Origin of the sequence: Nosocomiicoccus sp. HMSC059G07 (assembly GCF_001815515.1) — a bacterium.
In the GTDB taxonomy this organism is placed as follows: Bacteria; Bacillota; Bacilli; order Staphylococcales; family Salinicoccaceae; genus Nosocomiicoccus; species Nosocomiicoccus ampullae_A.
Window position 1 is genome coordinate 18,865 of record NZ_KV820866.1, and the last position, 11,813, is coordinate 30,677.

An 11,813-nucleotide genomic window follows, 5' to 3' on the forward strand; every position below is an offset into this window, starting at 1 on the left:
CTCGTATGAGGGGGAATATTTATTATAGCCAATCGTTTTCGCGATATTTTTTCTTTAATGTAAAACCAATACCAAAAATTGCAACAAATCCAATTGCGAGCAGTATTGCGAATCCCCACATCTCTTCAGCGAGTGTGACTGATAATAAAACGAGTAAAACGATTGCGAGTACCGCAAGTATGAAAAAAATCCCTTTCGATTTTTTCTCCATGTATATCGACTCCACATATAAATTTTCTCAATTATATCATAGAATAAGTACGATATGATATAATTGTACAGTTAAATAACCTAAATACGAAGGGAACTTTTGAATGACAGTAAGAAAAGATTTAAGAAATATAGCGATTATCGCCCACGTAGACCACGGTAAAACGACGTTAGTCGACCAATTATTAAAACAATCTGGTTTATTTAGAGACAACGAACACGTTGAAGACCGTGCGATGGACAGTGGTGATATTGAAAAAGAACGCGGTATTACAATTTTATCTAAAAACACTGCGATCGATTATGAAGATGTAAGAATTAATATTTTAGATACACCAGGACACGCTGACTTCGGTGGAGAAGTAGAACGTATTTTAAAAATGGTCGACGGAGTAATACTCGTCGTTGATGCATTTGAAGGTACGATGCCACAGACGCGTTTTGTACTTAAAAAAGCTTTAGACGTCGGTGTGACGCCGCTTGTTGTCGTCAATAAAATCGATAAACCACAAGCACGACCTGAAGCGGTTGTCGACGAAGTACTTGAACTATTTATCGATTTAGGAGCAGATGATGACCAACTTGAATTCCCAGTCGTATACGCTTCAGCGATGAACGGAACTGCAAGCTTAGATCCAGAAACTCAAGACGACAATATGAAAGTGCTATACGATACGATTTTAGAGTCTGTTCCTGCACCTGTAGATAATAGCGATGAACCGTTACAATTCCAAGTATCATTATTAGATTATAACGATTACGTTGGACGTATCGGTATCGGTCGTGTATTTAGAGGGTCAATTTCAGTTGGAGAAAATGTATCACTCGTTAAATTAGATGGTACAGTAAAACAATTTAGAGTCACTAAAATGTTTGGATTTTTAGGTCTGAAACGTATTGAAATTGAACATGCGAAAGCTGGAGACATTATCGCATTAAGTGGTTTAGAAGATATTAACGTCGGTGAAACAGTCACAGACCGTGAAACAGTAGAAGCACTCCCTGCACCAACTATTGATGAACCTACGTTACAAATGACGTTTTCAGTAAATAACTCACCATTTGCTGGGCGTGAAGGTAAATTTGTAACAGCACGTCAAATTAAAGACCGCTTAGATATTCAACTAGAAACGGACGTATCGTTAAGAGTCGACCAAGGAGCAACGCCAGATCAGTTTATCGTTTCTGGACGTGGAGAGTTACACTTATCCATCTTAATTGAAAATATGAGACGTGAAGGATACGAGCTTCAAGTATCTAAACCAGAAGTTATTATTCGTGAAATTGATGGTAAAAAACATGAACCGTTTGAGCGCGTACAAATTAACGTACCAAGTGAACATGCAGGAAGTGTCATTGAGTCGCTCGGCCAACGTAAAGGTGAAATGTTAGATATGGCGACTGAAGATGGTCAAACGAAACTCGTGTTTTTAGTACCATCTCGTGGTTTAATAGGATATACGACAGAGTTTATGACGATGACTCACGGTTATGGTATTTTAAACCATACGTTTGAAGATTATCGTCCAGTAATCCAAGGTAAAATTGGTGGACGTCGTAACGGTGTACTCGTTTCTATTAACAAAGGTCCAGCGAGCGCATTTGCAATTATGAACTTAGAAGACCGTGGAACGAACTTCACTGAACCTGGTACAGAAGTGTATGAGGGAATGATCGTCGGTGAGAACTCACGTGAAAATGATTTAGGTGTAAACATTACGAAAACAAAAGCACACACAAATATGCGTTCAGCAACAAAGGACCAAACAGAAACGATGAAACGTCCAAGAATTATGACGCTAGAAGAAGCGTTAGAATATATTAACGTCGATGAGTTAGTAGAAGTGACGCCAGAGTCGATTCGTTTACGTAAAAAGATTTTAAACAAAAGTGAACGCGACCGTGCGCTAAAGAATGCTAAAAAGCAAGAGGAGTAGAAGGCAATGTTTTTTTCGTTCGTCTTTATGACAGCGGCACAAACAGATCAAAGTAGTTTATATAACCGCTTGTCGATGTTTGGTAAGCTATATGGCGCAGAACAAAATCCAGATACTGCGATGTGGTTATTGTTTATTACTGTATACGTACTATCAGTTCTCGCATACGTACTCGGTTTTGCGAAAAAGTTAAAGCTTTGGCAAAACATCGTGATTTATATCATCATGCTATTATTCTCATTACCACTGACATTTTTTGCAGCGTTTTACCCGGTGGCAGAGTGTTTAATCGTCATCGTATTTGTAATGGGAATGTACCGATATAGACTATATAATGAAAAGAAAAAAGGTACGATTTCATTCGATAATAAAGAAACGCATAAATAATAAAACGACCTGTCACATATATTAAAATGTGACAGGTATTTATTTTATACGAACGTAAATGCTGAAACGTATTCGTATCGTTCGATGATTTCTCCGTCTTTAATGACGAGTAGGTCGATCATACCGTCGTCGTATAATCTCTTACCATTATTAGAAAACTGTGCGTAATGATCGTAACGGTCTTTATATGCGAGTGTTGTCGTCCCGTTTTTATGTGTAATTTCATACTTTACGCTTTTTGGTTCAGCGTATTCTAAAAATGGGTCGAGCGCCATAATAAACGTGCCGTTTAGCAGTTCTTCTTTTTTATTTTTATATCTCTTTTCTGATTTTAACGTCGGTGGAAGTGTGTCTCCTTCTATAATTTGACGGTTCCACTCTTCACTATCTTCAAATTCAATGTGTTCTTCATCATGTACTAAATCTTCTATATGTATTTTACGATCGTCGAAAATCCATGCGCTCGAGTCTAATGTAATGACGAAGTTTACGTTTCCTTTAATTTGTAGCAGCATGTAACCCCTCCTAAGCTTAAATTATACCAAATTATACATAATTGAACATAGCCACTCACTTGAAAAATGTAATACTGTAGAGTAGTATTTAGTTGTAATGAAAAGGGGGAAGGGCCTTGTCTAGTGAAGAAACTTTAAAAAGGCTTGCATTAGAAACACTCGAGCAAGATGCAGATAGAATCGTACAACTGATTCGTGTTCAAATGGATAATTTGACAATGCCTCAATGCCCGGTATATGAAGAAGTGTTAGATACTCAAATGTTCGGGTTATCTAAAGAAATTCATTTTGCAGTGAGACTAGGGTTAATAGATAGAGAGCATGGACGTTCGATATTAGCAGATTTAGAAAAGCAAGTATCAGACGTACATGAAGCGTATTATGAGCATAGAGAACAACTAAAAAAGGCAAATAAGTAGTGGGTGATCCAATGAAGAAAGCAAAACGCTTAAACTACCCGATTAGTAAGACAAATCAGCACATTGATTATGTCATTATATTTGCATACATAGCACTTGCAATTATTGGCCTTGTCATGATTTATAGTGGGAGTATGGTTAAATCATCACGCAGTGAGATGACGAACTTTAATCCAAAGTTTTTCTTTGATTCGCAGTTACGTTTTGTCATATTTGGGATGACGATATTTGTAATTATTACATTTTTTACGAGTTCACGATTATTTAGAAAGCCGATTATTCCAATTGCGTTAATTGCGGGAAGTATTCTTTTACTTCTTGCGACTCAAATCTTTGGTATTGAAGTAAACGGTGAGAAAAACTGGATTCGTCTCGGATTTATAAATTTACAGACATCTGAGTTCGTTAAAATTGTTGTCATTATGTATTTAGCATATGTCTATGACAGGCGACTACGTATAAAAACAGAGCTTATTCCTACAGATGGGAAGCACTTGATGCCATTTGCACTCGTACTCGTAATGACGTTATGGATTGGTAGAAATGACTTCGGAACGTCGTTAATCATTTTAGCGATTATTATCTCGATGTTTTTCTATTTAAACTTCGAGCGGAAATTTACGTTTATGATATTTGCAGGAATTGTAGGTATTATCATCCTTGTCGTCGGAGCTTTTATCATGTTTGACGGACAATTTTTAAGTTCATATCAGCTCGCGAGAATCGATACGTTTTTCCATCCGTTTAATGATCCGTATGGCGATGGATATCAGCTTACGAATAGTTTGATTGCGATAGCCAATGGAGGACTAATTGGGCAAGGTATTGGAAACGGCATATTGAAACTCGGATTTTTACCTGAAGCACAGACAGACTTTATATTTTCAGTTATCGCAGAAGAGCTTGGGCTCATCGGGGTACTTATCGTACTAGGATTATATGCAACAATTGTCATTAAAGCATTTTATTATTCATATCATACTGGAGATTTATATTTAAGACTCATTACGTTTGGGATTGGTATATATATTACAATCCAATGTTTCTTTAACATTGGAGGCGCAACGAAAACTATTCCATTAACGGGTGTTCCGTTACCGTTACTCAGTTACGGTGGATCAAGTTTCTTAAGTATATCGATTGCATTAGCAGTATTATCTGTGGCTATTAAAGAAATTAGATATCGTAAAGCAATCAATCGTGATTAAAGACGTTGTTATAACGTCTTTTTTTAATATAAAAAAACGTGAGGGGAAACCCTCACGTTTTATGGTTCATAGTCCGGTCGACTAATGAGTAAGATGTAATAGCATAGTATACCGAATATTAAAGTGATAAATAATGCATGGAATAGTGCGATGAAAATATTTGCGTACGTAAATATCGTTAAAGCACCTGTGATGATTTGTAATACGAGTAAAGTCATCATGATAATCCAACCGTTCTTAATGACTCGGTAGTTGCTGTAATGTTTTAATACGTGAATTAAAGCGATAACCATCCAAATAAATAGTATGAGTACTAAAAAGCGGTGTCCCATTTGAACGGCTTGATAAAAGTTCGTTGGTAAAATTTGGTTTGGCATACAGTGTGGCCATTTTGTACATGCGAGTGATGCATCGGCATGTCTAACTAATGCGCCGCTATATATTACGAAATAAATATAAATAATAATCCCGATCGTATGACGTCTCAGTCCTTTATGTATGATAAGACCTTTCGTATCATACTTTAAGTCAACGTGGAAGACGAGTAGTGTTAACACGAACACAGCTGCAAAACATATTAACGAAATTCCAAAGTGTGCAGCGAGAACAAACTCACCGTGCCATAAACCAACAACTGCCGCGGCACCAATTAAACTTTGGATGAGAATAAAACTAAGAGATACACAGACGAGAAACTTCGTCTCTCTAATATGTGAGAGTTGTTTCCAAGCCATAACTCCAAAGATGATTAAAAAGATAATTGCGATTCCAGATACACCTCTATGTGCAATCTCAATTATCGTATCTAATGGCCAGTCTTTAGGGATAAGTTGACCATGACATAGTGGCCAAGAATCTCCACACCCTTCAGCAGATCCGGTTTTTGTAACAAGTGCTCCACCGATTTGAACAAAAACCATGATGAGTGTAGTGATCACCGCCACTATTTTCAATTTTTTATACAACCAAAACACCTCATTAAAAAAATCCGTACAAATGTCTGTTCAATTAATAAATATAAACCATCACATAGAATCATGCAATAATTAAAGTTATAAGAAAGACTTAACAAAATTGTAAACTGTGGTAGAATCTATATGTAAACAATAGCGACTATAGTGGCACTTTCCATAGATAAATGTTTCAATTGTAAATTATTTGAACAATTTTTGAACAATCTGTGAAAAAAAGGTGTCAACACTATAGATTCTCGGTCTGTTTTCCTATATCATTATAGTAACTAGAAATGTTGGTGAAAGGGGGCGAAGGTTAAATGCAGAGTCATGTGTCTAGTGAAAGGCATACGATGACGTTTATTGAAAAACAACAAGCATTTCGAGTGTTAATTAAAGAAGGTATCATAAAAGCGAACTTGATCCCAGCATTTGCTGCTGGTTTTCTAGCTGTTATGTATTATGGTCATTCTTTTTTCAGCTCGCTTCCATTGTTGTTAATCATGCTATTAGGTGTTGGTCTTTTAATTGGTGGCGTTGCTGCACTGAATAACTATTATGACCGGGATATTGATTCAGTTATGAAGTCTAAGCAACAACGACCAAGTATCGACGGCACGTATAGTGGGAAAGACATCCTATGGATTGGTTTTTCAATGGTTGTTATAGGAGAAATTCTCTTATATTCAATTAATATGACTGCAGGTACACTTGGCCTCTTAGCTGGTTTTGGCTATGTAGTCCTATATTCCATCTACTCTAAAAGACATTATGTTGTCAATACAGTAGTTGGAGCATTACCAGGAGCAGCACCTCCCTTAATTGGATGGGCGGTTATAGACCCAAACTTACATACACTCGCGTTTGCGATGTTCTTTGTAATGTTTATATGGCAACCACCGCACTTTTACGCTTTAGCAATAAATCGTAAAGATGAGTACAGCACCGCTAACATTCCAATGTTACCGAGTGTGAAGGGAGAAAAGCGTACGGTTAGGTCGATTGTGATGTGGATATCACTACTCGTCATTACCCCGTTTTTCATGACTGATTTAGGGATTTGGTTTGTCGTATTAATCACACTGCTGAACTTAAGTTGGTTAATACTTTCCTTAAACATGTTTAAGCCAATCACCGATTACAAGCGCTATGCAAAAACAGTGTTTGTATTTTCTTTAAATTACATTCTTATTTTTTACGTTATGATTATAGTCGCCGGTCTATTAATCTAAACTTATTTTTGAAAGAGGGGTCTATTAGATGAAGAACAGTTGGACTAAAACAAAATTTTATATGTTAATGTCTGTTCTTGCTATTTTCTTAGCAGGCTGTGGTAAAGAAAACTTAAGTGCTTTACAACCTGCTGGTGAAGTTGGGAGACAACAATTTTTCTTAATTATTCTTTCAATTTCAATCATGTTACTTGTCGTTGGAACAGTAGCAATCGCATTTACAATTGCAGTTGTAAAAAGTCGTAGAAGTAAAGTGGGAGAAGATTTCGTACCAAAGCAAGTTGCGGGTAACCATACACTTGAAGTAATTTGGACGACTATCCCAATTATTTTACTTATCATCTTAGCAATCCCAACAGTTTGGGTAACATTTACTCTAGCAGACGTTGAGGATATGGTAACTGAAGATGGTGTAGCGAACAAAGATTCAGTAATCGTTAACGTAACTGCTTACCAATATTGGTGGGAGTTTGAATACGTTCATGAAAATGTTGTTACGAGTCAAGACTTAGTCGTTCCAACGGATGAAAAAGTATTCTTCAACTTAAAAGGTGCTGACGTAAAACACTCATTCTGGGTACCTGCAGCGGGTGGTAAACTCGATACAAACGTTGACGGAATCAACAGCTTCTACTTAGTGTTTGATGATGACAAAGCAGAAAATGCAGATCGTTTATTCTATGGTAAATGTGCGGAATTATGTGGTCCTTCACACGCACTAATGGACTTTAAAGTAGTTGCATTACCAAGAGCAGAATTCGATCAATGGTTAGCTGATATGAAAGTTTACGAAGAAGAGGCAAAAGTTGCATCAGCTGACGATGCAAAAGAAGGTCAAGAAATCTTCAACAACTCTTGTATAGGATGTCACGCAGTTACACCAACTAACCCTGGTGCTGCTGGACCAAACTTAACTAACTTTGGTGATAGAGAACTTATCGCTGGTATTTTAGAGCACAACAAAGAAAACTTAGTAAGCTGGATCAAAGATCCAGAAAAGATTAAACCAGACAACAAAATGACTGGTGCTTATCAATTAAACGATGAAGAAATTGACAAAGTAGCTGCATACTTAATGGAGCTAAAACTAGATAAAAACTCTGGCGATGTCGAAAAAATGAAAAAAGAGATTGAAGCAGAGGAAAATGAAGACAATGATGAAGGGGGCGACAAATAAGCATGGCAACAGTTAATGGGCAAAAAGTTGGCTTTGGGCGTTTAATATGGGAATATTTAACGACAGTAGACCATAAGAAGATTGCAATCCTTTACTTAATTGGCGGTGGATTCTTCTTCGTCATGGGTGGTATTGAAGCGATGCTTATTCGTATTCAGCTCGCGGTACCAAATAACGATTTCTTATCAGCTGGATTATTTAACGAAATGATTACGATGCACGGTACTACGATGATATTCTTAGCTGCGATGCCAATTTTATTCGCATTTATGAACGCAGTAGTTCCATTACAAATTGGTGCACGTGACCTAGCGTTCCCATTCATGAACGCTTTAGGTGTTTGGATGTTTATTTTCGGAGGTATCTTCGTTAACATTTCTTGGTTATTCGGAGATGCACCTGACGCAGGTTGGACAAGTTATGCGTCACTATCTATTGCATCACCTGGACACGGTATTGACTTCTACGCAATTGGTTTACAGATTGCAGGGGCTGGTACGTTAATTACAGGTATTAACTTTGTAACGACAATTATTACGATGAGAGCACCGGGTATGACTTACATGAGAATGCCATTATTCACATGGACAGCACTTGTTGCATCAATTCTTATCGTATTTGGTTTCCCACCATTAACAGTAGGACTTTTCCTATTAACGTTTGACCGTATGTTCGGTTCGAACTTCTTCATAGTTGAAGCTGGTGGTAACACAATTATTTGGGAACACTTATTCTGGATCTTCGGACACCCAGAAGTATATATTTTAATCTTACCGGCATTCGGTATTTTCTCAGAGATTTTCGCAGTATTCTCTAGAAAGAGATTATTCGGTTACTCAGCGATGGTATTCGCGACAGTATTAATCGGATTCTTCGGATTCATGGTTTGGGCGCACCACATGTTTACAGTAGGTTTAGGTCCAACAGCGAACGCAATTTTCGCATTAGCGACGATGGCAATCGCAGTACCAACGGGTATTAAAATATTTAACTGGATTGCTACAATTTGGGGCGGTAGTATTACATTTACAACTCCAATGCTTTATGCATTAGCGTTTATCCCTTCATTCGTAATGGGTGGGGTAACAGGTATCATGCAAGCGGTAGCTCCAGCAGACTATCAGTACCATGACTCATACTTTATCGTTGCGCACTTCCACTACGTAATCGTAGGTGGGGTAGTATTCGCGATATTAGCAGGTCTTCACTACTGGTGGCCATTAATGTTTGGAACTAAGCTAAACGACACATTAGGTAAAATCGAAATGGCAATCTTTGCTATCGGTTTCCATATGACATTCTTAGTTCAACACTGGTTAGGTTTATGGGGAATGCCTCGTCGTGTATTCACATACTTAGACGGTCAAGGCTTTAACTTAGCAAACTTAATCTCAACAATCGGTGCATTACTCATGGCAGTTGGTGTAATCGTACTTGTAATTAACATCATTATGACAGTTGTTAAAAACGATAGAGTCGTTAACGTCGACGTTTGGGACGGTCGTACACTTGAGTGGGCAGTTGCTACACCAACTCCAGAATACAACTTTTTCCAAACTCCACTAGTACGTGGTTTAGATGTTTTACAATTAGAAAAAGAAGAAAACAACAGTGAAATTCCATCAGCTGGACCAGTTGAGGATATTCATATGCCAAACAACTCAATCATTCCATTCATCTTAACAGCTGGTTTATTCATTGCAGGATTTGGTGCATTATTCCATGCATCTGGTCAAGAGTGGGCGATTGCAGCAGTTAAGGATTTACCAAGTATGAGACCTTGGTCAATGATTTTACTCGTTGGTGGTTTAACGATCACATTCCTTTCAATGATGGCGAGATCTTGGATTGATGACCACGGTCACTACATCAAGAAAGAACGTATTGAAAAAGAAATGCGTGAATATGAAGAAAGAAAAAGAGGTGCGAACTAATGGCAGAAGTTAAATATAATGTTGATAATGCTAATTGGCCGAAGCACCCTGAAACAGCTACGTTAGAAGGTAAAAACAAGTTTGTTGGTTTCTGGACATTCTTAGCGGGAGAGACAGTATTATTCTCATGTCTCTTCGCAACTTACCTCGCACTTAAAGACTCAGTGCCAAGTAGCGATCACTTATTAGCAGCTGACCTATTCCACTTAGAGTTAGCGTTCGTAATGACGATGTTCTTATTAACATCATCATTAACGAGTGTTTTCGCAGTACACCATATGAGAAATAACAACTTCGCGAAAATGCAATTATGGTTAGGAATTACAGTTCTTTTAGGTGCTGGGTTCTTAGCACTTGAAATCTACGAGTTCATTGCATATGTACAACTCGGTCACACGTTTAGATCAAGTGCGTTCGGTAGTGCATTCTATATCTTAATCGGTACACACGGATTCCACGTTATTATCGGTTTAATTTGGATTACATTACTCATCATCCGTAACTCTGGACGCGGATTATCAGTATACACAGCTGCGAAAGTTAATACAGCTTCATTATACTGGCACTTCATTGACGTTGTGTGGGTGTTCATCTTCACAATCGTTTATCTGTTAGGGGTGTTATAAATGGCGAACGTAGAAACCGAATCATTAACAAGAAAAGAGTTAGACGCACTTTACAAAGCACGTGCAAAAGAAATGAGACTTCAGCTAACATCTTTTGCTCTTATGATTTTCATGACATTTATAGCATTTGGATTAGTAGCATTAGACTTTAACAAATACTTTGTTGGAGCAATCATTGTTACTTTAGCGTTTGTACAAGTTATTCTACAATTCTTCTACTTCATGCACATGAAGGACAAAGGACATGATTTTGCGAAGCTATTTATCTTAGTTGGTATGTACTTTGCAATTGCGTTTATTATCACATTTGTGTTCATTGTATGGATTGGAACAGGTGGAATTCAATAAACTTCAATGGACTAGCATTGCTAGTCCATTTTTTTGTTGGAAAATAGACATATTAAAATATGTTCGTTTCATTAAAAATAGTCTATAATGGTATGTAGCTTATATTAAAAGGGTGATAAATTTGGATCGTTTAATGTCGATACGAATTTTTGGTTTCATCGGAAATTGGAGTCCATTTTTAATTGCGTTTATTATTGTAGCGTCAGTAGTGTACTTCTTAATTACGATGAAATGGTACAAAGATATACCAGGTGGTCGAAAACTAACTAAATTAGAGTTTTGGATGTCAATTACAGTTATTTTATTATTTTATATAACGTTCGGATCACCAATTGATATATTAAGTCATATTTTATTTACGTTTCATATGGTGCAAATGGCACTTGGGTTGTTACTCATTCCGCCGTTACTATACTTTGCAATACCAGATTACTTATGGGCATACATGGTAAAACTACCTGTATTACGATTTTTCCATAAGATTGGTCAGAAACCGTTACTAGCGCTCATACTTTTCTGTGGTGCGTTTTCGCTTTACCATATCCCTACAGTTATGGATACGTTAAAGTTAAATCAGTCATTACACTTTATGTCATTAGCGATTTTATTTTTACTTGCAACAATCGCGTTTTGGCCAGTATTAAATAAAGTGGATCCACCTGAAAAGCATATGAACTACTTATTTAAGACATTATATGTATTTGGTATTGGTGGATTATTATTACCAGCATGTGCTTTAATCATCTTCTCGGAGACACCTATGTATAAGACGTATACTGAAAGTGCAGCATGGTTAAAATCGATGGAGCTTTGTGTTCCAGTAGGTGTTCTTGATACGCTAAAAGATCAAAATATGATTAGTGGACC

Annotated in this window: 13 protein-coding genes; 10 read left to right on the top strand and 3 right to left on the bottom strand. The window is 37.2% G+C overall.

Features of this window, described 5'->3' with window-relative positions; genetic code table 11:
• Window positions 1–22 precede the first annotated feature (22 nt).
• On the bottom strand, window positions 23–211 hold the full coding sequence (locus tag HMPREF3029_RS07440; RefSeq protein ID WP_068128930.1) for a DUF5325 family protein: 189 nt from the start codon (window positions 209–211) through the stop codon (window positions 23–25).
• A gap of 103 nt (window positions 212–314) precedes the next feature.
• On the opposite strand from HMPREF3029_RS07440, the gene typA reads away from it, so the two are divergent.
• Together typA and HMPREF3029_RS07450 are read left to right on the top strand one after the other, a co-directional pair.
• On the top strand, window positions 315–2,147 hold the full coding sequence (gene typA / locus HMPREF3029_RS07445) for a translational GTPase TypA (protein ID WP_068128927.1): 1,833 nt from the start codon (window positions 315–317) through the stop codon (window positions 2,145–2,147).
• Window positions 2,148–2,153: 6 nt separating this feature from the next.
• On the top strand, window positions 2,154–2,534 hold the full coding sequence (locus tag HMPREF3029_RS07450) for a YlaH-like family protein (RefSeq protein ID WP_246830711.1): 381 nt from the start codon (window positions 2,154–2,156) through the stop codon (window positions 2,532–2,534).
• 44 nt (window positions 2,535–2,578) lie between these two features.
• Here HMPREF3029_RS07450 and HMPREF3029_RS07455 read toward each other — a convergent pair whose 3' ends face one another.
• A complete protein-coding gene (locus HMPREF3029_RS07455; protein ID WP_083315012.1) occupies window positions 2,579–3,049 on the bottom strand; it encodes a hypothetical protein in 471 nt (156 codons plus the stop codon).
• 116 nt (window positions 3,050–3,165) lie between these two features.
• Between HMPREF3029_RS07455 and HMPREF3029_RS07460 the strand changes: the two genes are divergently transcribed.
• Window positions 3,166–3,468, top strand: coding sequence for an Fpa/YlaN family protein (locus HMPREF3029_RS07460; protein WP_040929268.1), 303 nt, complete (start codon window positions 3,166–3,168; stop codon window positions 3,466–3,468).
• Between the two features lie 11 nt (window positions 3,469–3,479).
• Entirely contained in the window at window positions 3,480–4,676 is a 1,197-nt protein-coding gene (locus HMPREF3029_RS07465; protein ID WP_070710299.1) for an FtsW/RodA/SpoVE family cell cycle protein, read from the top strand.
• 59 nt (window positions 4,677–4,735) lie between these two features.
• Here HMPREF3029_RS07465 and HMPREF3029_RS07470 read toward each other — a convergent pair whose 3' ends face one another.
• The gene (locus HMPREF3029_RS07470; RefSeq protein WP_336619816.1) at window positions 4,736–5,650 is read right to left on the bottom strand and encodes a COX15/CtaA family protein; all 915 of its coding nucleotides are present in this window, start codon (window positions 5,648–5,650) and stop codon (window positions 4,736–4,738) included.
• A gap of 299 nt (window positions 5,651–5,949) precedes the next feature.
• On the opposite strand from HMPREF3029_RS07470, the gene cyoE reads away from it, so the two are divergent.
• The 6 genes from cyoE to HMPREF3029_RS07500 all read left to right on the top strand — a co-directional run.
• Entirely contained in the window at window positions 5,950–6,861 is a 912-nt protein-coding gene (cyoE, locus tag HMPREF3029_RS07475; RefSeq protein ID WP_068128924.1) for a heme o synthase, read from the top strand.
• 28 nt (window positions 6,862–6,889) lie between these two features.
• Window positions 6,890–8,038: a cytochrome c oxidase subunit II gene (gene coxB / locus HMPREF3029_RS07480; protein ID WP_083315013.1), complete on the top strand. Its 1,149-nt coding sequence runs from the start codon at window positions 6,890–6,892 to the stop codon at window positions 8,036–8,038.
• Window positions 8,039–8,040: 2 nt separating this feature from the next.
• The gene (locus tag HMPREF3029_RS07485; protein ID WP_070710300.1) at window positions 8,041–9,972 is read left to right on the top strand and encodes a cytochrome c oxidase subunit I; all 1,932 of its coding nucleotides are present in this window, start codon (window positions 8,041–8,043) and stop codon (window positions 9,970–9,972) included.
• The gene (locus tag HMPREF3029_RS07490) at window positions 9,972–10,598 is read left to right on the top strand and encodes a cytochrome c oxidase subunit 3 (RefSeq protein ID WP_068128920.1); all 627 of its coding nucleotides are present in this window, start codon (window positions 9,972–9,974) and stop codon (window positions 10,596–10,598) included. The genes HMPREF3029_RS07485 and HMPREF3029_RS07490 overlap by 1 nt, the downstream gene beginning before the upstream one ends.
• Window positions 10,599–10,946, top strand: a complete 348-nt coding sequence (locus HMPREF3029_RS07495) for a cytochrome C oxidase subunit IV family protein (protein WP_068128918.1) — start codon at window positions 10,599–10,601, stop codon at window positions 10,944–10,946.
• A gap of 121 nt (window positions 10,947–11,067) precedes the next feature.
• A partial coding sequence (locus HMPREF3029_RS07500; RefSeq protein ID WP_070710301.1) for a cytochrome c oxidase assembly protein occupies window positions 11,068–11,813 on the top strand: 746 nt, incomplete at its 3' end.

What these genes read in the sequence shown, in the direction of transcription:
- HMPREF3029_RS07495 (WP_068128918.1), top strand. Translation starts at nt 10,599, where the DNA reads ATGGCGAACGTAGAAACCGAATCATTAACAAGAAAAGAGTTAGACGCA.
- cyoE (WP_068128924.1), top strand. Translation starts at nt 5,950, where the DNA reads ATGCAGAGTCATGTGTCTAGTGAAAGGCATACGATGACGTTTATTGAA.
- HMPREF3029_RS07490 (WP_068128920.1), top strand. Translation starts at nt 9,972, where the DNA reads ATGGCAGAAGTTAAATATAATGTTGATAATGCTAATTGGCCGAAGCAC.
- typA (WP_068128927.1), top strand. Translation starts at nt 315, where the DNA reads ATGACAGTAAGAAAAGATTTAAGAAATATAGCGATTATCGCCCACGTA.
- HMPREF3029_RS07450 (WP_246830711.1), top strand. Translation starts at nt 2,154, where the DNA reads ATGTTTTTTTCGTTCGTCTTTATGACAGCGGCACAAACAGATCAAAGT.
- HMPREF3029_RS07455 (WP_083315012.1), bottom strand. Translation starts at nt 3,049, where the DNA reads ATGCTGCTACAAATTAAAGGAAACGTAAACTTCGTCATTACATTAGAC.
- HMPREF3029_RS07465 (WP_070710299.1), top strand. Translation starts at nt 3,480, where the DNA reads ATGAAGAAAGCAAAACGCTTAAACTACCCGATTAGTAAGACAAATCAG.
- coxB (WP_083315013.1), top strand. Translation starts at nt 6,890, where the DNA reads ATGAAGAACAGTTGGACTAAAACAAAATTTTATATGTTAATGTCTGTT.
- HMPREF3029_RS07440 (WP_068128930.1), bottom strand. Translation starts at nt 211, where the DNA reads ATGGAGAAAAAATCGAAAGGGATTTTTTTCATACTTGCGGTACTCGCA.
- HMPREF3029_RS07485 (WP_070710300.1), top strand. Translation starts at nt 8,041, where the DNA reads ATGGCAACAGTTAATGGGCAAAAAGTTGGCTTTGGGCGTTTAATATGG.